The organism is Ruminococcus sp. FMBCY1 (genome assembly GCF_023921805.1).
GTDB lineage: Bacteria > Bacillota > Clostridia > Oscillospirales > Acutalibacteraceae > Ruminococcoides > Ruminococcoides intestinale_A.
Genome location: NZ_CP074197.1, coordinates 1,044,024 through 1,067,414 on the forward strand (window position 1 = coordinate 1,044,024; position 23,391 = coordinate 1,067,414).

25 protein-coding genes and 1 other annotated feature are annotated in these 23,391 nt (G+C 36.9%); of the genes, 16 read left to right on the forward strand and 9 right to left on the reverse strand.

All coding sequences use genetic code 11. From position 1 onward, the window contains the following. Window positions 1–3 precede the first annotated feature (3 nt). The 7 genes from KGF34_RS05050 to KGF34_RS05080 all read left to right on the forward strand — a co-directional run bounded on the left by KGF34_RS05050 (window position 4) and on the right by KGF34_RS05080 (window position 9,236). Entirely contained in the window at window positions 4–3,078 is a 3,075-nt protein-coding gene (locus KGF34_RS05050; protein ID WP_252560065.1) for a dockerin type I domain-containing protein, read from the forward strand. Window positions 3,079–3,453: 375 nt separating this feature from the next. Further along, window positions 3,454–4,167: an IS30 family transposase gene (locus KGF34_RS05055; protein ID WP_252560067.1), complete on the forward strand. Its 714-nt coding sequence runs from the start codon at window positions 3,454–3,456 to the stop codon at window positions 4,165–4,167. Between the two features lie 189 nt (window positions 4,168–4,356). Next, window positions 4,357–4,581, forward strand: a complete 225-nt coding sequence (locus KGF34_RS05060; RefSeq protein ID WP_252560069.1) for a hypothetical protein — start codon at window positions 4,357–4,359, stop codon at window positions 4,579–4,581. Window positions 4,582–4,586: 5 nt separating this feature from the next. After that, complete coding sequence (locus KGF34_RS05065) at window positions 4,587–6,497, forward strand: hypothetical protein (RefSeq protein WP_252560072.1); 1,911 nt, start codon at window positions 4,587–4,589, stop codon at window positions 6,495–6,497. Further along, window positions 6,484–7,368 carry a hypothetical protein gene (locus tag KGF34_RS05070; RefSeq protein ID WP_252560074.1) on the forward strand — a complete coding sequence of 295 codons (885 nt, stop codon included), beginning with the start codon at window positions 6,484–6,486 and terminating at the stop codon, window positions 7,366–7,368. The genes KGF34_RS05065 and KGF34_RS05070 overlap by 14 nt, the downstream gene beginning before the upstream one ends. Next, window positions 7,369–8,430 carry a DUF6339 family protein gene (locus tag KGF34_RS05075; RefSeq protein WP_252560083.1) on the forward strand — a complete coding sequence of 354 codons (1,062 nt, stop codon included), beginning with the start codon at window positions 7,369–7,371 and terminating at the stop codon, window positions 8,428–8,430. A 335-nt stretch (window positions 8,431–8,765) separates the two neighbouring features. Next, complete coding sequence (locus KGF34_RS05080) at window positions 8,766–9,236, forward strand: low molecular weight protein-tyrosine-phosphatase (protein ID WP_252560085.1); 471 nt, start codon at window positions 8,766–8,768, stop codon at window positions 9,234–9,236. Window positions 9,237–9,329: 93 nt separating this feature from the next. Here KGF34_RS05080 and KGF34_RS05085 read toward each other — a convergent pair whose 3' ends face one another. The 3 genes from KGF34_RS05085 to pheS form a co-directional block, all read right to left on the reverse strand. Further along, window positions 9,330–9,527: an alpha/beta-type small acid-soluble spore protein gene (locus KGF34_RS05085; RefSeq protein WP_022233969.1), complete on the reverse strand. Its 198-nt coding sequence runs from the start codon at window positions 9,525–9,527 to the stop codon at window positions 9,330–9,332. A gap of 224 nt (window positions 9,528–9,751) precedes the next feature. Further along, complete coding sequence (gene pheT, locus KGF34_RS05090; protein ID WP_252560087.1) at window positions 9,752–12,118, reverse strand: phenylalanine--tRNA ligase subunit beta; 2,367 nt, start codon at window positions 12,116–12,118, stop codon at window positions 9,752–9,754. 14 nt (window positions 12,119–12,132) lie between these two features. Next, a complete protein-coding gene (gene pheS / locus KGF34_RS05095; RefSeq protein WP_022233971.1) occupies window positions 12,133–13,185 on the reverse strand; it encodes a phenylalanine--tRNA ligase subunit alpha in 1,053 nt (350 codons plus the stop codon). Between the two features lie 41 nt (window positions 13,186–13,226). Further along, window positions 13,227–13,444, reverse strand: a binding site (T-box leader). A 105-nt stretch (window positions 13,445–13,549) separates the two neighbouring features. Here pheS and KGF34_RS05100 point away from each other — a divergent pair. From KGF34_RS05100 to KGF34_RS05130, 7 genes are all read left to right on the forward strand, one after another. Beyond that, a complete protein-coding gene (locus KGF34_RS05100; protein WP_252560089.1) occupies window positions 13,550–14,086 on the forward strand; it encodes a hypothetical protein in 537 nt (178 codons plus the stop codon). 3 nt (window positions 14,087–14,089) lie between these two features. After that, the gene (locus KGF34_RS05105; RefSeq protein WP_252560095.1) at window positions 14,090–14,959 is read left to right on the forward strand and encodes an NAD(P)H-hydrate dehydratase; all 870 of its coding nucleotides are present in this window, start codon (window positions 14,090–14,092) and stop codon (window positions 14,957–14,959) included. A gap of 66 nt (window positions 14,960–15,025) precedes the next feature. Further along, window positions 15,026–15,238 (forward strand): Lrp/AsnC family transcriptional regulator, encoded by a 213-nt coding sequence (locus tag KGF34_RS05110; RefSeq protein WP_252560096.1) that lies wholly within the window; start codon window positions 15,026–15,028, stop codon window positions 15,236–15,238. Between the two features lie 113 nt (window positions 15,239–15,351). Further along, complete coding sequence (locus KGF34_RS05115; protein ID WP_252560097.1) at window positions 15,352–15,858, forward strand: hypothetical protein; 507 nt, start codon at window positions 15,352–15,354, stop codon at window positions 15,856–15,858. A 119-nt stretch (window positions 15,859–15,977) separates the two neighbouring features. Then, a complete protein-coding gene (locus KGF34_RS05120; protein WP_022233975.1) occupies window positions 15,978–16,325 on the forward strand; it encodes a type II toxin-antitoxin system PemK/MazF family toxin in 348 nt (115 codons plus the stop codon). Window positions 16,326–16,507: 182 nt separating this feature from the next. Next, window positions 16,508–16,753, forward strand: coding sequence for an IreB family regulatory phosphoprotein (locus tag KGF34_RS05125; protein WP_022233976.1), 246 nt, complete (start codon window positions 16,508–16,510; stop codon window positions 16,751–16,753). Window positions 16,754–16,769: 16 nt separating this feature from the next. Next, the gene (locus tag KGF34_RS05130; protein ID WP_252560098.1) at window positions 16,770–17,072 is read left to right on the forward strand and encodes a hypothetical protein; all 303 of its coding nucleotides are present in this window, start codon (window positions 16,770–16,772) and stop codon (window positions 17,070–17,072) included. A 526-nt stretch (window positions 17,073–17,598) separates the two neighbouring features. On the opposite strand, the gene KGF34_RS05135 is transcribed toward KGF34_RS05130, so the two are convergent. The 4 genes from KGF34_RS05135 to KGF34_RS05150 are packed head-to-tail and all read right to left on the reverse strand — an operon-like array spanning window position 17,599 to window position 19,819. Next, on the reverse strand, window positions 17,599–18,150 hold the full coding sequence (locus tag KGF34_RS05135) for a GNAT family N-acetyltransferase (RefSeq protein WP_252560099.1): 552 nt from the start codon (window positions 18,148–18,150) through the stop codon (window positions 17,599–17,601). A gap of 6 nt (window positions 18,151–18,156) precedes the next feature. After that, on the reverse strand, window positions 18,157–18,705 hold the full coding sequence (locus KGF34_RS05140; RefSeq protein ID WP_252560100.1) for a Maf family protein: 549 nt from the start codon (window positions 18,703–18,705) through the stop codon (window positions 18,157–18,159). A gap of 12 nt (window positions 18,706–18,717) precedes the next feature. Then, a complete protein-coding gene (locus KGF34_RS05145; protein ID WP_195411173.1) occupies window positions 18,718–19,245 on the reverse strand; it encodes a nitroreductase in 528 nt (175 codons plus the stop codon). Between the two features lies 1 nt (window position 19,246). Next, entirely contained in the window at window positions 19,247–19,819 is a 573-nt protein-coding gene (locus KGF34_RS05150) for a uracil-DNA glycosylase (protein WP_022233982.1), read from the reverse strand. A 172-nt stretch (window positions 19,820–19,991) separates the two neighbouring features. Between KGF34_RS05150 and KGF34_RS05155 the strand changes: the two genes are divergently transcribed. Beyond that, window positions 19,992–20,561: a phosphate propanoyltransferase gene (locus KGF34_RS05155; protein ID WP_022233983.1), complete on the forward strand. Its 570-nt coding sequence runs from the start codon at window positions 19,992–19,994 to the stop codon at window positions 20,559–20,561. Window positions 20,562–20,670: 109 nt separating this feature from the next. Here KGF34_RS05155 and KGF34_RS05160 read toward each other — a convergent pair whose 3' ends face one another. Continuing rightward, window positions 20,671–21,459 (reverse strand): alpha/beta hydrolase-fold protein, encoded by a 789-nt coding sequence (locus KGF34_RS05160; RefSeq protein WP_252560106.1) that lies wholly within the window; start codon window positions 21,457–21,459, stop codon window positions 20,671–20,673. Between the two features lie 95 nt (window positions 21,460–21,554). On the opposite strand from KGF34_RS05160, the gene KGF34_RS05165 reads away from it, so the two are divergent. Next, window positions 21,555–21,983, forward strand: coding sequence for a hypothetical protein (locus KGF34_RS05165; protein WP_252560113.1), 429 nt, complete (start codon window positions 21,555–21,557; stop codon window positions 21,981–21,983). A 47-nt stretch (window positions 21,984–22,030) separates the two neighbouring features. Here the strand turns inward: KGF34_RS05165 and KGF34_RS05170 are convergent, their stop codons facing one another. Continuing rightward, window positions 22,031–23,383: a D-alanyl-D-alanine carboxypeptidase family protein gene (locus KGF34_RS05170; RefSeq protein ID WP_252560114.1), complete on the reverse strand. Its 1,353-nt coding sequence runs from the start codon at window positions 23,381–23,383 to the stop codon at window positions 22,031–22,033. Window positions 23,384–23,391 lie beyond the last annotated feature (8 nt).

Below are 23,391 nucleotides of genomic sequence, written 5' to 3' on the forward strand. Positions count from 1 at the left end.
AACATGAAAGCAAAACTCTCAAAAAAACTGCTCAGCATTGGGCTTTCGGTACTTATGGCTGTTTCTGTATTGCCGTTGTCGCTTATATCAACAAATGCAGTAACCTGTAACATAAAAATCAGCAATATTACCTACCCACGACCTGACGCAAAACCTGATCATAATATTAAATACAGCGGTAATTTAAAGTATGAATTACTTGGTACAGTTTGGAGTTCAGACAACGACAGTATTAGTGCTTCAATTGAACCAAAAGAATTTGAAAATTTCTATAATAGTCTTCTCGGTTCAATAAGTGAAGAAACGAATGACCTTCCAAAGTTTGTTGATACAGAAAGTTATTATTTTTATTCTATGTTTGTTGTAAGAAATCAAACAATACCATATGGAATGCAAGCAGATGTTGAATTTTATGATACAGATAACAATTTGCTTGAAGCATCGGAAGAAAGAATGTTTATGCCTGTATCCACATTGAAAAGTCAGCTTCCGGATGATACTTATATTGATCCCAATTATCTTTCCGATAACGATACTGTTTTATTATGTGCGACAAAAAGAATTATTTGTTCTCCTAAAGACCATATCCACACAAGCGGAGCAAAGGCATATGACATTTTTGAGCATTATGAGTTATGCAAAACCTGCGGTAAAAAAATGCTTGATACAGTTTATACTCATAGCGAATCATCTTATAAAGGAAGAGAGCATTGGTATGTTGACAAGCAGCCTACCAATACAACAGATGGCAGATGGTATAAAAAATGCGGCGGCTGCAATTATGAATTTGATTCACTTACAATTCCAAAAAGAAGCAATCAGATTATTGTTAAAAGCTATGACGAGCTTAAAGCCGCACTTGCAAAAGGCGGAAAGCAATGGATTACTATAAATTTTACCAATAGTTACAATGGCTATGAAGTTATAGAAGACTCAAAACAAAATAATGAGTTATGCTTAGATGATCCAAAAGCTGAAATTACTATTAATATGAATAAATTTAAAATTTCAAGGGAAACCCTTTATGATGATTGTCTTTTTAACATTAAACGTGGTAGTCTTAGAATACTTCAGTTTGATACTTCAAGTTTAAACGATAACAACACTACATTCAGTTTTTTCTCAGGAAACAATAACAGATGTATATTTAATGTTGCAAAGGGTGCAAGCCTAAGATTGAGCAATATAAAGGGTGTAGCAAGAAGCACAGAGTTTTACTATGATTTTCCTTGCGTTATTTCAAAAGGAAATCTGCAAATAGACGGTGGCATATATACAACATATACCGAAAAGCCGGCTATAAACATTACGGGAGGCAATGTCACCATTAACGGCGGTAAATTTGAAGCAACATCAAAAGGCCCTGTAATCGGTACTTTAGTTAAAAACGCTTACGAGAATGACTATAAAAATATAACTATTAATAACGGTCATTTTGGCGGACTGTATAATGCGATTGTATTTGATGAATATACAACCGCTACAATTAACCAAGGTAACTTTGAATATGATGACTATTATGAACGTAAACAGGCATTTGGCGTTGTAGCAAACGGCGGTAAACTCACAATCAACGGCGGAAACTACTATGCCAAAAAAGCTGCTGTTGAAGCAACAAATATGCAATCATTTAACATTAACGGCGGGTATTTCAAACTATTTGATGAAAATAATTATAATTTTGAAGGTGCTGTGTGCATAAAAACAACATTAGATTCTGATTATCTCCCCGTTATCTCAGGTGGCACATATGTAGGCTCTTACGGAATTACTTTCTTGACAAAGCCCAAAATAACTGACCAATGGTTAGCAAGAAGGGTTGATTTTTCAAATGTAATATCTTCAAAGTGCAAAGTATATGATGACGAAAAAAAAGTTGACATAAATATTGTATCAAACTCATTAGGTAAAAAACATCTTCAAATAATAGCTCCAAATCCGGTTATTACAACTCAGCCCACAGACGGGTATTCTCCAAACCTTGGTGACGCTGTTACCTTTGATATTAATGCAACAAATGCAGACACATATAAATGGCATATTATTGATGAAAATGGCAAAGAAATTGACTGGCTCTATATATTAACCAACGGATACGGTGAGCTTTCCACATCATCCGGAGGCAAAAAATTATTTATTACCAATGTCAGCGACTGGCTTAACGGCAAACAGATATACTGCGATGCTATAAGTGGCAATAATACCGTACATTCAAATATAGTAAATATCAAAATCGACAAAAAGCTCAAATATATGAACGATATTTACTTTGACAATTTTGATGAGATGTGTAATAACAAAACAATCGGTGATTACAAAAAGCCTAAAACCTCCGAAAATGCACTATACACGATTGGCGAAGTAGAGTGGGCAAAGTACGGAAAGCGTCTTGATGACAGCTACAAAATTTCTATAGGCGAAAAACTGAGTCTTGCACTTGAGATTATTCCAAAAAGCGGTTATGAACTGAACAACAACATTTACGGAAGAGTAAATGGCATAGACAGCGTAGGCACATTAAAAAGAGCAAACGGAAAAAGGTATATGATATTTGACATCAATGTTAGCGTGCCGGACAAATACAAAACCCAGAACATTGAGGTTAATATCAAAGCTCCAACAGTTGGTGCTGCACCTGCCAAAACGGCAAGTTGCGTTGCCGGCAATGTAAATATCAACAAAATTGAATGGTCACCGACTGACAGTAAATTTATAAGTAATAAATCCTATACAGTAAAAATTGAGGTTACTCCTATTTATGGGTGGGGCGATATTGAAACAGTTACGGCAAAGGTAAACGGCAATAATGCTAAATTCATAAAAGAAGGCGGCGGAAAAAATAAGAAATATTATATTAGCTATACATTTGATAAAGCAAGCGATGTTCTCCTTGGTGACATTGACGGTAACGGAACGCTTTCTATTCTCGATGTTACATTAGGTCAAAGACACCTCGCTGGTAATGTGGTACTTTCAGAAACTCAGAAACAAGCGGCGGATATAAATTGCGACGGTCAGATTAATGTAAACGATATGACTCAAATTCAGATTGTAATTTCAAGTGGTGTTGGATTATAAATACAAGAAAGCAAATCGAAATCTATCACAATAATGATTACGAATATGAACAGATTTCAAATCTCACCAGCCTATAGCAAATACAAAGAAAAAATATTAATTCGAGTAGCTAGTTGAAAGCAGTCGCAAAATCGGTGAATTCAAAACTTCCAATGCAAAGCTGTTTCTCATCAAATTACAGGAAGAAGCTCGAGTACAATAAAAACAGCACTCACATCATTACGGTGTGAGTGCTGTTTCTGTCTGATGTATTTTATGTGATAAAGGTTTTGCTTAGGAAAAATATGTAAGAAAAAATACACTTTCTAAATTTGTATGGACAGTACAAAAAAAGACTACCTAAAGTAGATAATTGAATTTTAAGCGGAGTCAGTTTTGTCTTTAATTGAATACAATATCTGTCTCTATTCTTCTGATGAAATGGTATGTACCAAAACACTTTACAACTATGCGGATTTAGGATTACTGCCAATCGAAAACATAGATTTACCGGAAAAGCTGAAAAGAAATATCAAATCCTCAAGCACTCGAAAAAGCAGAAAAAAACTTGGCAAAATCATTGAAGAACGCCCTGAAACAGTAAATTTAGGGGAAAAATTCGGTCATTTGGAAATAGACAGTGTGCTTTGCAAAAAGAAAGATACAAAGCCGGCCATAATGACAATAGTCAAAAGAAAAACACGAATGTCTTTGTGGGCAAAAATAAAAGATCATTCATCAATGGCTATAGATGAAGCCCTACAAAGTCTGGTTAATCGCTTTGGAACTAAGAAATCCGAAGTGTTTAAAAGTATCACAGGCGACAACGGTTCTGAGTTTGCCAATCTATCGAACATAGAAAATAACGGAATATCCGTGTATTTTACTCATCCATACACATCTTGTGAAAAAGGAACTAATGAATGTCACAACAAAATGTTAAGACGGTTCATTCCTAAAGGGAAAAGCATAGATGACTATAGTGCAGAAGATATACTCTTCTTTTCTGATGTAATCAATGAACTGCCAAGAAAAATTCTTAACTATCACACACCAAGGAACTGTTTGATAATCGATTGGACAGAATATATGCTACTTAAATGTTTGTGATAACATTTCTTATTGCGATAACTCCAAAATTTCTGCTTCAGTGGATAGGATATTTTTATTGTTTCAACTTGCTATTGCAATTTGCGATTTTATTTATTATAAAAATAATTTCAAAATAGCTAAAAGCAATTGACAAATAATGTAGAAATAATTAAAATATAATAAAAGCAAAACGAAAAGGAGAAAAATATGACTGAATCAAAACATGATAAATTTATAAGAGTTGCTGAGGCTAGAACAAATAAAATCATTGACATGGTCAGGCTATTGAGTAATTGCTCAAATACTGCAACTTATGAATATACAGATGAAGACGTGAAAAAAATTTTCTCTGCACTAGAATCAGAATTAAAAGCTTGCAAAAACAAGTATCAAGATAACAGTAATAAAGACAGTAAATTTTCATTGAGGTGATGCAAATGACTAATGAGTGGAATTTTCCGCACAATGGATTTGGACAAGTACGTGGTGTATCGGATGCGGGGATTGAGACTTTTACTGGAACAGAAATACAATCGTTAGCACGAGAGATTTGTCAAAATTCATTGGATGCAGCAGTTGAAGGTAAAAATGCGACTGTAAGAGTTGAATTTGAACAGTACAGAATATCTTCATCAGACATACCTGGTTATGAGCAATATGCATCTAAAATAAAAAAAGCATACGATTACTGGTCAAAAAAGAATAGTGAGAAGACAATCAAGGTATTAGCTAAGGCACTGAACTCAATCAAACAACAAACTACAATTGTACTGCGTGTCAGTGACTTTAATACAACCGGACTGAGTCATCCGTATGAAGATAGTGACGAGGGTTGGAATGCATTAACTAAACTTGATGGTGGCGCAACTAAAACAGGGGATAAAGCCGGAGCATTTGGAATAGGTAAGAATGCCCCTTTTACTAATTCAAACTATAGATTGGTTTTTTATAGAACTTTGAATGAAGCACAAGAAACTGCTGCACAGGGAATGTCTCGTTTTATATCTTTTCCGGAAGATTTAAATGATAGTATGAACACAATGACCACCGGAATAGGCTATTATGGAAACCCACAAGGAAATTTGCCAGTTAATTCTATCAACGAATTGGAACAGCTTTGCAAAAGAACTGAAATTGGAACGGATGTTTTTGTGTATGGATTTAATGCCGGTACAGACTGGGATCGGAACGTTATTAATGAAGTGCTTGAAAATTTTTTAATGGCGATTCATAAAAATTTGTTGAGCGTAACAGTTGCTAATAGAAAAATTGATAGTTCAACATTGTCAAGATATCTTAATTCATATAATGCAAAGATTAAAAATGCATATTGGTACTATCAGGTACTGACTCGTCCAGAAACAAAAGTGTTTACAAGAGATTTCCATGGATTAGGGACATTAAAACTTAGTATATTAGTTGATTCATCAGAAAAATTAAATAAAAAAATTTTGATTACTAGATCTTCAGGGATGAAGCTGTTTGCACTTGGAAATATGTCAAGAATTATTTCGTTTTCTGGCATACTTGAGATGGAAGGAAAAGAGCTCAATGAGTTTTTTAGAGAAATGGAAACCCCGGCTCACGACAAGTGGTTACCAAGTAGACACTCAACGAATGTATCATTGGCTAAAGAATATAATAATGAATTAAGAAATTGGATAAGAGATTGTATTCAGACTTTAGGCGAGCATTCTAGTGATGATGAAATTGAGGTTGAAGGATTGGCAGGAGTTCTTCAAAGAGAATCAGATAAGGCTACTCAAAGTGGAGATGATGATAAGGAAAGTCTTCAAGATACAATTGGGTCTATTACAATTCAACCCAGAGCGTCCAAAAACAAACCAAAGGGATTGTTTTATGGGAGTGAAGGAAATGGCAAATCGAAAAACACTGATACAGAAGGTATCGTGGGTACTGATGGTAACGATCCAACAACACGTAATTTGGGCGGTACAAGACATAGAAGTAAAAAAGATACACATAAGGGTAAAGCGACAACAGGTGGACATGACACTGTGCATAAAAGATATGGCGGAGATATAAACCAAGAACTTAAGAATGTTAGGGTAATAAAAACATCAAGAAACACATACAGAGTTTCCTTTATCTTGCCACGAGATATTTGTGCAGGACACGTTGAGATTGTTACGGTTGGAGAGAATGGGAAATCAAATAGGCTTGCAATCTATTCCGCATCAGGATTGATGGGGTGTATAGGTGTAAAGAAGAGTTCTGAAGGTGTTAGCTTTTCTAGTATGAAAGGGAATGAAAAAGTCCAGTTTGAAATTGCTCTGCTAGATAACCGAGATTATGCAATGGAGGTAAATGTATATGAACATAACTAAAAGATTATATACATATCCAGTTTTAAGTGAAGAAAGAGATGATTATGTTGATTCCATTTTCGATGCTGAAGTGCAGTATAAGATGAATGGTGTGAATAATCTCCAGTTTGATTTCGATATTGAGATGGATAACAAGGATCTCCAAAGAATGATTTTGGCAGGTGATGCTGAATATGTGATTCATATTGAGTGTGCTAACACATCTTTCAGAACTGCAATTCATGATATTTCAAACCATGTCAGTAAGGAAATCCCTATTGGAAGAATCAACGGAAGAATTGAAATTATCGTTTTAATAGCGACAAAAAAAGATGTTTCTCACTTTGTAAATTCTAAATGGGACGATGATTACCAAGGATTGTCATTTGAATTGTCGAAAGGAAGTATTCTTGCGTACAAAAATATACCCGTAATTGATATTGTAAAAAATTATGAGGAATTTAACAGTGCAAGTTCCATTTTTAAGGTGTATAAGCGATTAACATCTGAGCCAAAACCGATGGAGATAGATCTTTCAACAGCACAAATCGGTATCGGGGTAGGGTTACAGGAATATGAGATTTATTCTCGCTTCTGCGATAAAGAAGAACTTCAGCCGATATTGAATTCTATGATGATTTTCCCAGCACTGGTATATGTTTTCGAAGAATTAAAACAAGAGAATGGCATTGATAATTACTCGGGAAGAAATTGGTATGTTTCTTTGTCCAAAGCTTATGAGAAGCGTGGAATCGACTTGGCAGATGAACTGTTGAATTCGGATAAGACATCTGTTCAGCTAGCTCAAGAAGCAATGGAGCTACCGTTAAATGCTGCATTAAGAAAATTTGCAGATTTGTTTGAAAATGTTGAGGAAGAGGATGATATCTAAATGAAATTATATTTTATGAAAAAAGAAGCATTGGACATCCTCAAATCAAATCTTGATACGGTTTATAATATGTACTTCACAGAAAAAGATAATAAATGGCTATGGAAAGTCTGCGGAGGAGATCCATTTGTTGAGTTCAAAGAGATACAGGATTTCCAATTAGCACCTATAGATTCTGATATGTCCAAAGGTGAAGTTGAGTTTGCTAACTGTAAAATTATTTATAAGCATTTGTCATTTTTAACAGAGTCACAGGCTTGTGATGAAAGGTTATGGGCAGGAATGTGTCACTCTGTATATTATAGTTATCTGAGAAAAAGATGGGACTATGATACAAAATCTCCGAAAAATCAGAAGGAGGCTGTATCAAATGTCAAATCGAGATTTTTCTTTTCTGGTGGTACAAGAGCAGGACTATTTAGAAATTCTATAGCGAAGTGTTGGTGGGTTGGTAGAAATACGTACGATCCAAGTAATGTAAATCCATTTGAAAAGCTTGATATTATAGGAAGCAACGATATTAGTAGTAAAATCTCGGACATTTTTTATAGTAATAATTTCTCAGCAAATCCGATTATTTTGAACGGTATCGTTAAGGCATTCAAGAACTTCAAAGATGAAAACATACAACTATCACTCAAGGAACATATAAGACCATCATTGCAGTTTTTAAATGCAGTGGGTGGTGGAGTTGTTTTGGACTGTCTCGATGAAGATGAAATTGCAGACATGCTCATTGATAATATTTATGGTATTATACAAGGTGATCAGCAAAGTGTGGAAATTGAGGCTGAATCCGAAGAATACGAAGATATGGATATTGATGGTAATGAAATACCAGAAGAGAACATTGAAAAAAGTACTCAAAATGAATATGTAGTTGTTGGTCAAATAGTGAATGTGTATGTGAAAGAAACTGATGAAATAAAATCAATACTCGTAAACTATCTCCCAAACTCTACAAAAATTCCACCATTGGCAAAAAGTCTTATAGGATGTTATATTGGTGATGAAGTATTATTTCAAGGAAAAACATATTTGATTAAGGAAATTCAAAAGTAAATAATATGTTTTAGGTGTTGCACAAGTCCATCAAAGCTGAATTCGTTCAGTTGTGACTAAATGGATTTTATGCTATAATAAAATCATCTTTCAACCCCATTAACGATAGCTTGAATTTGCAATAATAGTTCTTGCAAAGAATTATAACAAGTAAAAATTGCTTTTGCACCCCCCTAACTGACTACTATTTGACTACTTTTGGAAAATTTAATATGCCACATTTTGCCTTGATTTGCGTGTTTTGAGGTAATTTTAAAAGTGATACTCATTCCTGTTATACTCATTTTGCCCTTGCAAATCTCGGCATATTACGGCAAATCGGGAGGAATTGTACTTTGATTAAAATAATGTTTGTGTGCCATGGGAATATTTGCCGATCACCTATGGCGGAATTTGTAATGAAAAAAATTGTTGCGGATAACAAGCTTGCCGATAAATTTTTAATTAATTCATCTGCGACAAGTACGGAGGAAATCGGCAACGGTATTCATCGTGGAACAAAGGCAAAATTAACAGAAATGAACATTCCGTTCACCTCACACCATGCTGTGCAGATTACCAAAGACGATTACAAAAATTATGATTACATAATTGCTATGGATTCTATGAATTTGCGCAATTTACAGCGGATAGTCGGTTTTGACAATGAAAAGAAAATTCACCGCCTGCTTGAGTTTACCAATTATTCACGAGATGTGGCAGATCCATGGTACACAGGCAATTTTGATGTTACTTACACCGACATTGACAATGGTTGCAGAGCACTTTTGGAGTACATAAAAGAGCATAATTTGAAAATCAACTGATATTTTAAGAATAATATTGCATAATAAACATCGGAGCATACAGCTGTTGCCATATGCCCCGATATATTTTTATGATTTATTTATTAAATCAAATTATTTCATACTGTTTTCGTATGATTCAATCATCTTTTTAACCATCTGTCCGCCTACCGAACCGGCTTCTCTTGATGTTAAGTCGCCGTTATAACCCTGTTTAAGGTTTACGCCCACTTCGTTTGCACATTCCATCTTAAAGCGTTCCATTGCTTCCTTTGCCTGTGGTACATTAAGCTGATTGTTATTGCTTGACATATTGGTTTTCTCCTTTGTTAATTATTTTTTAGTTAATTTTATATTTTAAGCGTCAGGTTCAACCTCTTGATTTCCTTCCGCAATAGTATTGTTTGCGGTAGTTTTCTTTTTATAATATGTAAATTTTTCATATATTTTATTTTAAAATCATTTCTTTTACTGTCAATATAACAATACAGCAAAACCGACCGTAAAATTTAATTACGGTCGGTTGTTTTAATTTATTATCTTAAATTTGCACCGATTTTTGCAAGTTCTGCAATGATTTCGTCCATTACAGTCTGAACCTCTGCTGATGAGAGAGTTCTCTCGGCTGATGAAAATTCAAATCTGATTGTGATACTATGTACTGTGTCTGTATCGTAGGTATCAACAATTTTTGTACCCTTTAAGATACCCTCGCCCTTTCCGATCCAGCACTTGCTTAGATCCTCAAAGAAAAGTTTTTCAGGAACAACTACACTGATATCATAATCAATCGGCGGGAATTTTGACGGCTCATCGTAAACGATCGGAGCGGTCTGCGCATCGGTAAATGCATTCATATCAACCTCAGCAAATACCACGCTTGCTTTCTTGTCAAGCTTTTTGCCCACAGTCGGGTGAACAATACCGATTGTACCGATTTCCTCATTGTCAATCATAATTGTGTAGAGGTTCACAGGGTGTTCATAGCTGTGTGTCGGCTCTGCTTTCTTAAAGCCAAGCGATTTGTGCTTAATGTCCTCTGAAAGTACAACAAGCATATCTCTAAGCTCAAAGTAAAGTGTTTTAATATCCTTAACTTTGCTGAAAAGTGTGATTGCAAGTTTTTTCTGCTCAATGCAAAGGTTGTTTTCGTCAAGGCCTTTTACAACTCTGCCAATTTCAAAAATACCGAAATCATTTGAATATGAAGTATTCGACTTAACCTGACAAAGCTGGGTAGGAATGATTGAATTTCTGATTGTTTCAATGTTAGGGTTAGTAGCGTTTGCAAGCTTAACATTGTTTTCAACTTCAATGCCAAGTGCTTTAAGCTCGTCATTATATGCCCATACATATGAATGGACTTCATGAAGATTATATCTCTGAACAAGAATATCCTTTATTTTATCTTCATTACTCTTTAACTCGCCTGTTCTTACAGGATAAAGAGGTGAACGGGTTGTATGGACGGCAAAGTTATCATAACCGTAAATTCTTGTGATTTCCTCAATGATGTCAGCCTTGATTGTAACATCCTTTGTAGCTCTCCATGACGGAACGGTTACTGTGAAATCATCACCTGCAAGCTGCACACCGAATCCGAGGCTTTCAAGAGTTTTTACGATTCTTTCTTTGCTGATTTCAATACCTGTATAGCGGTCAACAAATGCCTTGTCAAATTCAAGAGTAATCTTTTCATAGTGGAAAGCATACTCGTCTGTAAGGCTTGAAACCACCTTAATATCGCTGTCATATGTCTTTAAAAGTTTAACAAATCTTGCGATTGCAACAGTTGTCATTTCAGGGTCAAGACACTTTTCGTAGCGAATAGATGCGTCTGTTCTGTGAGCAAGTCTTACTGTTGACTTACGAACCGATACTGCATTGAATGTAGCAGACTCAAGTGTAAGAGTTGTTGTATCGTCAACAATTTCCGAATCAAGACCTCCCATAATACCTGCGATTGCAACAGGAGTATTATCGTTACAAATCATAAGTGTATTTTCGTCAATGTTTCTGTCCACACCGTCAAGTGTACGGAATACAAAAGGCTTGTCAAAACGCTTAATACGAATTTTCTCTACTTTTCTTGAGTCAAAAGCGTGCATTGGCTGACCCATTTCGAGCATAAGATAGTTTGTAAGGTCAGCAAGGAAATTAATACCGCGAAGACCGCAGTAATAAAGTCTGATTCTCATATTTACGGGGCTTACATTTCTCTTGATGTTCTCAACCTGCAAACAGCTGTAACGCTGACAGAGCGGATCTTCAATCTTCATATCAACCTTTGCAAGCTCATTGTACTGAGTAAGATCTTCAACCTCAAGCGGCTTTAATGCTCTGCCCGAAAGTGCGGCAAACTCTCTTGCAATACCGTAATGTCCCCAAAGGTCAGGACGGTTTGTAAGTGACTTATTGTCAACTTCAAAAACTATATCGTCAATTTGGTAAACTTCTTTAATATCTGTACCGTTTGCAACATCATCTGTGATGTCCATAATACCCGAATTATCGTCACTGATTCCGATTTCCGCTTCACTGCAGCACATACCATATGAAGTATGACCTGCGAGCGGACGAGGTGCAATGGTAATTTCACCGAGTTTAGCGCCAACCTTTGCGAAAGCGGTTTTCATACCTACTCTTACATTTGGTGCACCGCAAACTACATCAACAAGTTCGCTTTCACCTGCGTCAACCTTGAGTAAGTGCAGTTTCTTAGAATCAGGGTGATTTTCAATTGATTTAATTTCAGCTACAACAACACCGCTTAATTCTGAACCCTTGAAGAAAATTTCGTTTTCCACCTCGGCTGTAGAGAGAGAAAACTGATGTATAAGCTCAACCTTGTCAAGTCCCGATAAATCAACAAAGTCTGAAATCCAGTTCATTGATAAAAACATTACTATTCTCCCCCTTACTTATCGTCTGTAAACTGTGACAATGCCTTTAAGCTGCCACTGTTCAAATCTCTGATGTCTTTAATGCCGTACTTCATCATTGCAAGTCTTGTAAGACCAAGACCAAATGCAAAGCCTGTGTATTCGTCCGGGTCAATACCGCCCTCACGAAGTACATTCGGATGAATCATACCGCATGGGCAAAGCTCAAGCCAACCGCTGTGCTTACATGAAGGACAACCCTCGCCACCGCAGATAAGACAACTGATATCAAGCTCAAATCCCGGTTCAACGAATGGGAAAAATCCGGGTCTTAATCGTACATTAATATCTTTTTGGAAAACTTCCGAAAGCATAGTTTTCATAAAGAAGATAAGGTTTGAAATTGAAATATTTTTGTCAACCATTACACCCTCCATCTGGAAGAATGTGTTTTCGTGACAAGCGTCGGTTGCCTCATTTCTGAAACATCTGCCCGGGAAAATTGCCTTAATCGGCACACCGTTTTCAATAAGGTTTTTACCGTATTTTTTAAGAATGGCGTTCTGTGCGGCAGAAGTCTGTGACTTCAAAAGCTGACCGTTATCAAGATAATAAGTATCCTGCATATCTCTTGCAGGGTGATGCTTAGGAATGTTAAGTGACTCAAAACATTCGTAATCGGTTACAATTTCAGAATAATCTTCTACAGTAAAGCCCATTGATTTAAAAATAGCCTCACACTGTCTTTGTACAAGTGTGATTGGATGATATGAGCCTTTTACAATATTTGACGGAGCAGTAATATCAAAAGGACGCATAGAGGCGATTTCTCTTTCTACCTCTTTCTTCTTAAGTTCTTCGATTTTCTGCTCAATTTTTTCGCTCGCCATAGCCTTAAGCTGGTTTACTTCAGAGCCAAAAGCCTTTTTCTCATCCGGAGAAAGATCTTTCATACCCTTTAAAAGTGCAGTAATACTGCCCTTTTTACCAAGATAAGCAACTCTGATCTTGTCAAGCTCGACAAGATCGGAAATTTCTGAAACCTTGGCGTTGATTTCGCCCATAAGGCTTATGATTTTCTCGTTCATACATACCTCCGTAAAAATAAAAATCCCTGCGTAATCACTTACGCAGGGACGAATAATATCCGTGGTACCACCCTGATTTTTGCTTAAAGAAGCAAACACTTCCCGACCTGTAACGGAGTCAGCCGTTGAAACCTACTGTTATTTCAGTCTCACCACTCGGAAGTGAACTTCACGCAATTTCCGCCGCACAATGCTTTCAGCCTTGACATCGCTCTCTTTTCGGCATAAAAAACGCTACTCTCTTCGTCAGCGTGTTATCATTAGTATAATATCATTTTCTTTTTGATTTTGCAATAGTTTTATTGAAAAAAAACGCTTATTATGTTATTATACTATTAATCTACTTAAAAAAGGAGTAAAAAAATTGGAAATATTTAACGAACAGCTTGTAAAAAGAGTTAAAAAGCCAAAACAGCTTATCATTAAAATTTTATCGGTAGCATTGCTTATAACAATTCCCGCCCTTTGCATTGCGCTTGCATATCCGCTCCACCTTGCTTACCTTATCTATGTGGCGTTTTTTATTTTCCTTATAGGAATATACATAGTTTGGTATGTTTTCAGTATTCAGCGTGTAGAATATGAATATTCGGTTTCAGGCGGAATTATTGAGGTTTCAAAGATTATTGCTCTAAGAAAAAGAAAAACAATGTGCAAACTGCAGATAAGCGACATTGAAATTCTTGACAAAGATGAAAAAGTAATTGATACAATGCGATTTGCTAAGCGCATTGAGGCTTGTGCCGATATTAATGACGAAAACAACTATTATGCTGTTTTTAATTCTGCGGCATACGGCAAAACTTTGCTTGTATTTGCGCCTAACGAGAAAATTCTCAATGCAATGAAAGGTCATCTTAAGAAAGACATTGTACTCAAGATTTTTTACAAAAGAGGCTAAATTATGAAAGAAACAGATAGATTGCTTTTTAACAAGGCTGTTTTTAACCGTCCCGATGACTCCAATAAAGGTACTCTCGGCAGTTTACTGTGCATTTGCGGCAGTTACGGAATGGCAGGCGCTGCAATTATGGCAGGTAAGGCAGCCTTAAGATGCGGAATCGGTTTATTAAAAATTGCCGTACCGAAAAGCATTTATCCTGTCTGTGCAACAAATATTCTTGAAAGCGTATATTATCCGCTTGAAGAAACTTCAAACGGTGTAATTTCAAGTAAAAACACCGATTTTTTGCTTGAAATGTGCGAAAAATCTTCTGCCGTAGTAATAGGCTGCGGACTTTCGGTTTGTGATGACACAAAAAATTTAGTACAATCTGTAATTACAAATTGCGAAAAGCCGCTTGTGATTGATGCCGACGCATTGAACTGCATTTGCAATAAACCGGAAATTCTTAAAAATTTAAAAGCGCCTGCCATTATTACACCTCATCCCGGCGAAATGGCAAGACTTTTACATTCAACTCCAAAGACGGTTAATTCAAACAGAGAAAATACTGCGATTGATTTTGCAAAAAAATTCGGTGTAGTAACTGTTTTAAAAGGTGCGGGAACAATAATAGCATCACCTGACGGTGAAGTTTATATTAATCACACAGGCAATTCGGGAATGGCAACCGGAGGCAGCGGTGATGTCTTGTCAGGAATAATCGGCTCACTGCTTGCTCAAGGTGCATCCCCTATCAATGCAGCAGCGGCAGGAGTATTTCTTCACGGCACAATCGGCGACCTTGCCGCAGAAAAACTCGGTAAAATATCAATGCTGCCAACCGATATGATAGATATGATTCCAACAGCTTATTTGAAACTAATGTAAATTCAAAGTGCCACATATGAAATTTCAAAGTGCCAAAATGACACTTTTGGAAAAGAAAATGGCACTTTGGAATTATCTCTTGAAGATTTATCAATCATAAAAGCGTTAAAAGAAAATCCGCAAATCACTCAAAAGGATTTAGCAGTTAAGGTAGGAAAATCAGAACGCTCTATAAAAAGGAAAACCGTACTTTTACAGGAAAAAGGCTTTATAAAGCGTGAAAGCGGAAAAAGAAACGGTAAATGGATTGTTTTAATTGACAATTCAAAAGCAAATTAAATATTGGCAACATAGATAATTAAAGTTATTTATGTTGCCATTTATTTTTTGTATAAATAATTTTTGCCTTGCTTTTTACATATAATTAAGCAAAGACAGGAGAGTGGCGTAATATGAAAAAACTAAGGCTTTTTGTATTATTCTTCTTAATGGCAATAATTTTTTCTGCTTGCCAAAGTAATGAAGTTAAAAAAAGTATAATTACAAATTTTAATGCCGATTTTACGGCAAGCAAAGGAGATTTTTCGGCAGGAGGAAGTATAACGGCAAATGACGGTCAAACCGAACTTGTTTTTAACAAACCGCAAACTGTTGACGGGTTAAAAATCGGCAATGACGGAGGTGAAATATCCATTGAAATAGATGACTTAACAAGTACTGCAGACGAGGCATATTTGCCAAATGACAATCTGTTGCAACTTATACATTGTGTTGCAACAGAGATTTGTGACGGGAGAGAAATTCTTTATCAAAAAAATAATGAATACGATACATATATACTGGAAACTTCAAAGGGCAAATGCACATATTCCGTAGATAAAAACGGATATATATTATCTGCGCAAATAAATTCTAAAAATTTTCGTATTGATTTCAGCAATCAATACGAGCTTGGTTAATAAAATGAAAACTAAAAGCCTTCACAATTTTTACGCCCAAAAATATTATATAGTAGCTGTATAAAAACTTTTGGAAAGGGAAAAATATCAGTAATCTAATTATTTGGAGCGTGAAAGTCTTGAATATCAAACGAGGGGATATTTTTTATGCAGATTTAAGTCCGGTGATAGGCTCTGAACAAGGCGGAATAAGACCCGTACTTATAGTTCAGAACGATGTGGGAAACCGATTCAGTCCTACCGTTATAGCTGCGGCAATCACAAGTCAGCAGTCAAAGGCAAATCTGCCCACACACATTCCGCTCAATGCAGATTCTTCGGGACTTGCCAAAGACAGCGTTGTTTTGCTTGAACAAGTCCGCACCATAGATAAAAAACGACTCAAAGAAAAAATGGGCTCGGTTGACCAAAACTATATGAGCGAAATAAATGACGCAATTTCTATTTCTTTCGGACTTAATGTCTGATTATGTGCTACATATTTGTGGCACAATCTACAGCCTTCCTGAATTGGGAGGCTTTTTGATTTATAAAAACCAATAAAATAGCAAATTTAAACAATTCACATAAAATTCACGAAAACGGGCTTGAAAAATTAACTGATTTAGTATATAATATAAAAAGAATAATTTACAGGAGGTGTTTCGGTATGTTGGATAAGACTATGATTTTCTCACTTGGTGAGGAACGGGACGATGCTATTAAAAGAAGTCTTACCATCGTTTATGATGCTCTCAGACAAAAGGGCTATAACCCAATAAACCAAATAGTAGGCTATATTCTTAGTGAGGATCCCACATATATAACAACTTACAACAACGCACGCAACATTATCAGTAAAATTGACCGTGACGACTTACTTGAAGCACTCGTAAAATCTTACCTTAATGTTTAGAAAGGACTGATGCTTCGTGGCAGAAGCTAAAAAAACAGCTCAGGAATTTTCCACCTATAAAGGCAGACCGCTCGTAAGGTGTGGCGATGAGATTTATTACGGCAATATGTCTGAACCATATGTTATCAGACTTCAGGTAAAAAGCAAAAACGAGGTAAACGGACTTCAGGTTGCGGATAAAGTTACTGTTCAGTTACTTGCCACTGACCCTGACCTTTCACCAAGAAAGCAGCTTGTAAAATCAAGCGAAAAGCACGGACTTTTTGTTGCAATGGATATTGCTGACATCTGGCTCGAAAGAGCACTTGCCAACAACTGAATATTAATGCTGAAAAAGCTATCACATTGATTTGTGATAGCTTTTTTGCTTTTTGTAAGAAATCTTTATCAAAAGTTGAAGTAATTTATGGTTTAGCTGATTGCTTTATCAAGCAATTATAAAAGTTTGGTCGACCTTTTCAAAGGTCGTGGGTGTGGGCAAAGCCCACAAATATTTTCCGTTTATGCAAACTAACGATAGCCAAACAGCTTGCTGTTTGGCGGCTTAAGTTCAACGGCTTAACCTATAAATGCGACAGCAACAAGAAAAGCCATTCGATATATAATGAAAAGTTAATTATTTCTTTTATAAAAGGCTACCGCCTGTTTTAGCAAACTTAGTTTTAGCACGCAAGCAGCATAGCTGTTTGCGCCTGATAAATTGTTATATCGGAAGATTTTTATGGATGCTGCCCAAACCCGCAATTTTTGAAAAAATTGAGTAAACTTTTTTGTTTTTGGGAGGATAATTTAGCGTTAGCTAAATTTCAATCCCCGACCGACACTCCGCTAAACCGTAATTTATATCAGTTTTCATACATTTCTGTCTTATACAGCTTTGAGAAGAAAAAGCCTGTATAATTTTTCATCATTTCTCTGTATTCTTCAGGCTTTACTTCTCCGCCAAAGCCCATAGCGTCATACATAACATTGCCCTCTTTAATAGAAATACAGAGTTTTTGGAGTCCGTTTTTCTGATAAAATTTACTCCTGCTTACACGCTGAGCGTAATTATCCGCATTTTTGTCAAGCTGTTCAAGTGCAAGAAAAAATCTTCTGCCACTGTAAAGTTTATGAATCTCTCGGAGCACGGCAGAGCCTATTCCTTGCCCTCTTTGACTGTCATCAAGAGCAAAGTAGAAAACATACGAAAGGTCAAGATAATTAATTATATAAATCATTCCGACCCATTTTTTCTCACAATAAATTGCGAGAAAATCGACATCTTCTCTTTTGGTTCGTTTTATCATCAAATAAAACGGTGCTCTTTCTTCAGACGGAAAAGCCGAAAAATACAACTGTTTGATTTGCTTATATTCGGGAAGTTTTTTTGTTACTCTTTTAAATTCAATATTCATTTTATCCTATCCCTTTAATTCTTTATTGAGCCTTGCAACAGGCAAACCTACCACATTAAAATAATCGCCGACAATGCCTTTCACAAGCAATGAGCCTTTGCCCTGTATTCCGTATGAGCCTGCCTTGTCCATCGGCTCTCCTGTGGCAATATAGCTTTCGATTTCTTCTTCGGTAAGTTCGTAAAACTCAACCTCTGTAACTTGTGAAAAGCTGTTTACTTTACTGTTGCCGCAAATACAACAGCCTGTAATTACCTTGTGCTTTCTGCCCGAAAGTTCAGTCAGCATTTGCTTTGCATCCTCTTTGTTTTTAGGCTTGCCAAGCATTTTACCGTCAATAAAAACTCCTGTATCACAACCGATTACAACATCATTTTTATGTCCGTTTTCATATATATGCTTTGCCTTTTTCACAGCAAGGTATTCGGGACTTTTTTCGGTTTCAATATTATTTGGCACACCTTCGTCTATATCGGACGGTATCACAATAAAATTTTCGGTAATCAGCTTTAAAAGCTCATGTCTGCGGGGAGATGCCGATGCAAGAATAATCATAGAACTTACCTCTTAATCTACATAAAAAACTCTGTTTTCTTTGCGTGGAAGCTCTGTGGGATAATTACCGTCAACATAACCGAGCGCACAGTTGCCGATACCCTCATAATCGCCCTCTATGCCAAGCGATTTGAGCAAATCTTTTCCCTCTTCCCTTTCAAAAAATTCTTTGGCACGGTGAATCCAACAACTGCCTATACCGAGTCCGTGTGCGGCAAGCATAAGATTGCCCATTACAAGCGAACCGTCATAAAGATAAGTAGGTACACTTTTATCCGCAAGAACTATGAGCATTACGGGCGCATTGTAGAACGGGTCAAAACCGTCGGGTTTACCCATAATCTCCGCATTAATTTTTGAAATTTTATCTCTTAATTCTTTATTAGTAACGGCAATAATGATAGGTGACTGACTGTTTCTGCCTGATGCCGCATATGTACCGGCTGTAATGATTTCATCTATAATTTCTTTTGGAATCATATCAGATTTAAATTTTCTTACGCTTCTTCTTGTAATCATCAGGTTTACTGTTTCATTCATTTTAAACGTCTCCTTTATTTAATTCTTCAAGTCTGTCACGCAATTTTAAAAAATCGTCAAAAGCCTCGGGCTTTTTGCGTGGATCTCTTAAAACAGCGGCAGGATGCAGCATAGCCATCATTTCAAAATTACCTTTTTTAAACCACATTCCGTGTTCTTTGGTAATCTTTATGTCAGGCTTAATAAGTTTTGCCGCTGCAATTCTTCCAAGACAAACTATTATTTTAGGGTTAATCAGTTTTACCTGTGAGCGCAGCCAACCAATGCACATTTCCTGTTCCTCGGGTTTAGGATCACGATTTTGCGGCGGTCTGCATTTTACAATATTTGCAATGTAAATATTCTCGTTTCTGTCGAGGTCAACCGCAGCAAGCATCTTGTCAAGCAGTTTGCCTGCTCTGCCCACAAAAGGTTCACCTTGTAAGTCCTCGTTCTCTCCCGGGCCCTCGCCTATAAACATAATATCGGCATTCGGATTTCCCACGCCCACAACTACATTTGTGCGTGTTTTGCAAAGTTCACACTTTTGGCACGCTTTGCACTCGCTGTATAATTCTTCCCATGTTCTATACATTTTCTTATCATTCCTTATTTTTAAAAATTAAAATCTCCAAACTAAAAATTCACCGCTAAATATGTCCGAAAATTAAATACATTAGCGTAAATGTGTTGAAATTTAAATAATTTAGTAGTAAAATATATTCAAAGCCATTGGCTGTATTTATTTATGATTGGTGGTAAAAAATATGAAAATTATGGTAGAAACCTCTGCTCGTCACATCCATGTGACAAAGGAAGTTTTCGCAACACTTTTCGGTGCAGACGCAACTCTCACTAAAAAGAAAGATCTTTCTCAGCCCGGTCAGTTTGCCTGTGCGGAAAAGGTTAAGGTTGTTGGCCCTAAGGGTGAAATGATGATGTCAATTCTTGGCCCTGAAAGAAGCGCTACACAGGTTGAGGTTGCTCTTACAGATGCAAGAAAACTCGGAATTGCCGCTCCTGTTCGTGAATCAGGTGATATTGCAGGTACACCGGGCTGCAAACTTGTAGGTCCTGTCGGTGAGTGTGAAATTGAGTGCGGTGTAATCGCTGCTAAAAGACATATTCACCTTACTCCGGAAGCTGCCGCTGAATTTGGCGTAACCGATAAGCAGATTGTTTCTGTTAAGGTTGGCGAAAACACAGGCAGAGCAACAACATTCGGTGATGTTGTTGTAAGAGTAAGCCCAAGCTATGCTCCTGCAATGCACATTGATACCGATGAATCAAACGCAGCAGGTCTTAGCGGTACTGTTGACGGCGAGGTTATTCTTTAATAGTTACATATCGGCATTTACGCTCTGTCTTAAAGGCAGAGCGTTTTTTGTTGCTTTTATCGCTTATTTAAACTTACCGATATAAATTTTCAAGATTTCCACAGCTTTTTTACCTTGCTTGATCAAGAAATGTGTGCAGAAAATCAGGGAAAATTTCTCTCCATGCTTTTTCATTATGTGCATTTTCAAAAAGCAAAACTTCGTTGAACATATCGTACGGATAACCGACCTCCGGTAAAAGGTCGTACATCATTTCCGTGCTCTGCATCAAGATTTCTTCAAGTGGATCTGCATTTCCGCAATACATATAAATATACGGCATATTACCGTTCACTTTTGAAAGCAAATATGCTCTCCAATCGTCTTCCGTATAAACTGCAAATGCAGGCGACAATGCTCCTACAAATCCAAACTTGTCGCTGTGCTCCATTCCCTCAAAGAAAGCCTGCAAACCGCCCGATGAACTTCCGCATACCGAAACGCTTTCTTTATTTTTCTTTACAGGAAAATTATTTTCAACATACGGAATAACCGTATCCATAAGAAAGCTGTCGAACACCTCTCCCTCGGGAGTGAAAATATCGTTGAAATATTCTCTGTGCTGAATTTCTCCGATACACTTCGGGGTAAGCTCGCTGTCACGATAAACATTGCCGTTGTCAATGCCGACAATAACGGCAGAAAATCCTGTATCTTTCTGCTCTTTTTCTACGGCAGGAATAACATTCCAACAGCCGTACGGCGTGCTTTCCTCATCAAATAAATTTTGTCCGTCAGTCATATAAATTACAGGTAATTTTTCATCTTCGCTATGACTTGGAATATATACCCAAATTTTACGCTCTCCTCTTTCGTTTGGAAATGGAAGTGTAAAAGTTTTTAATTCTGAATTAACCATTAATATCACCATTTATATTAAACCACAAATCAAAGCCTCTTGCAAGATGTATATTTTCCAAATGTTGAATAATAATATTTTCAGAGGTGATTTTTGTGATTAACGATAGTGAAATGCTTAATTATGTTCTGCAAAATGCCGAGATGGGCTGCAACGGTATTTCTGCTGTTCGCAAGCAATTAAAGGACAACAAAGTTGACGGTGTACTTTGCGAACAGCTTATAAAATACAGCAAGTTATACCATTGCGCAAATACAATGCTTAAAAGGCGAGGTGCGGATGTACACCATGTCAGTCCGATGACAAAGGCAATGACAAGCTATGCCGCAAACCGTGATTTAAAGCGTGATTCATCAGTCTCGCACATTGCGGAAATGATGATTAAAGGCAACACAATGGGCGTAAACAAAATGGCAAGACATATGCGTGAATACGACGGCAGTGACCCGCATATAACGATGCTCGCCAAAAAGATGCTGGATACCGAAGAAGAAAACATAGGAGAGCTTAAATCTTATTTATAGGCATTACAAAAGCCACCGCTTAGCTTTGCGGTGGCTTAGTTTAAAAATTAAAGATTGCGGTAATGCTTTACCTTTTTGGCTGCTTTGGCTTTTTTGCGGTTGATTTTAGAGGTAATATAGTAAATTACAAGAATTATTACAATAACTCCGACTGCTACCAAGAACCAATAAGATTTCATAATTGTGCCGATTACATTCATTACATAAAGGAATCCGCTGAGTTCTACCTTTTCACTCGGCACAAGATTAACTGTAGCAAGTTCCTGTTTTTCAGTCATTTTATCGTCCTGGTAATAAATAGTAGCTGTGCCTACAACCGTATTTGTATCAAGCGGTGCGTCAACTTCGTCCGGAACATTGGTTTCTATGGTAATCCATTTTTCCTCATAGTCCGATGGAACAATAGCACTGAAGTTCTTTTCGGGAACGAGGAGAACAGAATCTTTACCCCACGAAAGTTTAACTTTTTGCTCACAAATAGGAGTTTTTGTTGATGCTACGGTATTAAGTTCAAGACTTGTAAGCGCCCAGCGAAAAAGGTCGGCGGCATCTGTAAAGGTATAATACTCTTCCTCAACACCCTCTTTATAAGGAGCTTTTAAAAGTACAAGCAAGTACGAATATCCGTCTGCCGATGCGGATGTAACAAGACATCTGCCCGCCTGGTCTGTAGTACCTGTCTTTATACCCTTTGCGTACATATAGTAATAATCTCCGCCACGCCACTGGTCGATAAGGTAGTTTGTTGTGGTAAGCGGTTCGTCATCGCCCTCACAATAATACTCGGTTGTATTTGTAATTTCTTCAAAATAAGGGAGTTTTAATGCATATGAAGCCATAGTATACATATCTCTTGCTGTTGTGTAGTGGTCTTCATCGTGCAAGCCGTCGGGGTTTTTAAAGTGTGTATTCTTTAAGCCAAGCTCTTTTGCCTTATCGTTCATCATATCAACAAATTTGTCAATACTTCCGCCGCCTACATAATCAGCAAGAGTCATTGCGGCGTCGTTGCCGGACGGAACCATCATACTGTAAAGTAAATCTTTAACAGACATTGTTTTTCCGATATGAGCCTCAAGGTTGGCAACAGAACTTCCCGTACCATTTAGCTTGTCAAGAACATCTTTTTTGATAGTTACCCTTGTATTTTCAATATCGTCCACATTTTCAATAACAACTATGTAAGTCATAATCTTTGTGGTAGATGCCGGATAGCGCTTGGTATCAGCCTCTTTTTCATAAACAGTCTGACCTGTATCCGTATTTACAAGTAAGATTGACTCCGATTTTGTTGCAACGCTGTTTGTAAACGAAGCAGCTCCTGCTGTTGGTGCAAATACACAGGCAAGCACAACAAGCGTGCAAAGCACCGACAATACCCTGATAAATTTCCTTTTCATAAACTCGA

What these genes read in the sequence shown, in the direction of transcription:
- KGF34_RS05170 (WP_252560114.1), bottom strand. Translation starts at nt 23,383, where the DNA reads ATGAAAAGGAAATTTATCAGGGTATTGTCGGTGCTTTGCACGCTTGTT.
- KGF34_RS05115 (WP_252560097.1), top strand. Translation starts at nt 15,352, where the DNA reads ATGAAAAAACTAAGGCTTTTTGTATTATTCTTCTTAATGGCAATAATT.
- KGF34_RS05085 (WP_022233969.1), bottom strand. Translation starts at nt 9,527, where the DNA reads ATGTCAAGCAATAACAATCAGCTTAATGTACCACAGGCAAAGGAAGCA.
- KGF34_RS05065 (WP_252560072.1), top strand. Translation starts at nt 4,587, where the DNA reads ATGACTAATGAGTGGAATTTTCCGCACAATGGATTTGGACAAGTACGT.
- KGF34_RS05105 (WP_252560095.1), top strand. Translation starts at nt 14,090, where the DNA reads ATGAAAGAAACAGATAGATTGCTTTTTAACAAGGCTGTTTTTAACCGT.
- KGF34_RS05050 (WP_252560065.1), top strand. Translation starts at nt 4, where the DNA reads ATGAAAGCAAAACTCTCAAAAAAACTGCTCAGCATTGGGCTTTCGGTA.
- KGF34_RS05155 (WP_022233983.1), top strand. Translation starts at nt 19,992, where the DNA reads ATGAAAATTATGGTAGAAACCTCTGCTCGTCACATCCATGTGACAAAG.
- KGF34_RS05140 (WP_252560100.1), bottom strand. Translation starts at nt 18,705, where the DNA reads ATGATTATTCTTGCATCGGCATCTCCCCGCAGACATGAGCTTTTAAAG.
- pheS (WP_022233971.1), bottom strand. Translation starts at nt 13,185, where the DNA reads ATGAACGAGAAAATCATAAGCCTTATGGGCGAAATCAACGCCAAGGTT.
- KGF34_RS05070 (WP_252560074.1), top strand. Translation starts at nt 6,484, where the DNA reads ATGAACATAACTAAAAGATTATATACATATCCAGTTTTAAGTGAAGAA.
- KGF34_RS05075 (WP_252560083.1), top strand. Translation starts at nt 7,369, where the DNA reads ATGAAATTATATTTTATGAAAAAAGAAGCATTGGACATCCTCAAATCA.
- KGF34_RS05125 (WP_022233976.1), top strand. Translation starts at nt 16,508, where the DNA reads ATGTTGGATAAGACTATGATTTTCTCACTTGGTGAGGAACGGGACGAT.
- pheT (WP_252560087.1), bottom strand. Translation starts at nt 12,118, where the DNA reads ATGTTTTTATCAATGAACTGGATTTCAGACTTTGTTGATTTATCGGGA.
- KGF34_RS05135 (WP_252560099.1), bottom strand. Translation starts at nt 18,150, where the DNA reads ATGAATATTGAATTTAAAAGAGTAACAAAAAAACTTCCCGAATATAAG.
- KGF34_RS05150 (WP_022233982.1), bottom strand. Translation starts at nt 19,819, where the DNA reads ATGTATAGAACATGGGAAGAATTATACAGCGAGTGCAAAGCGTGCCAA.
- KGF34_RS05160 (WP_252560106.1), bottom strand. Translation starts at nt 21,459, where the DNA reads ATGGTTAATTCAGAATTAAAAACTTTTACACTTCCATTTCCAAACGAA.
- KGF34_RS05060 (WP_252560069.1), top strand. Translation starts at nt 4,357, where the DNA reads ATGACTGAATCAAAACATGATAAATTTATAAGAGTTGCTGAGGCTAGA.
- KGF34_RS05145 (WP_195411173.1), bottom strand. Translation starts at nt 19,245, where the DNA reads ATGAATGAAACAGTAAACCTGATGATTACAAGAAGAAGCGTAAGAAAA.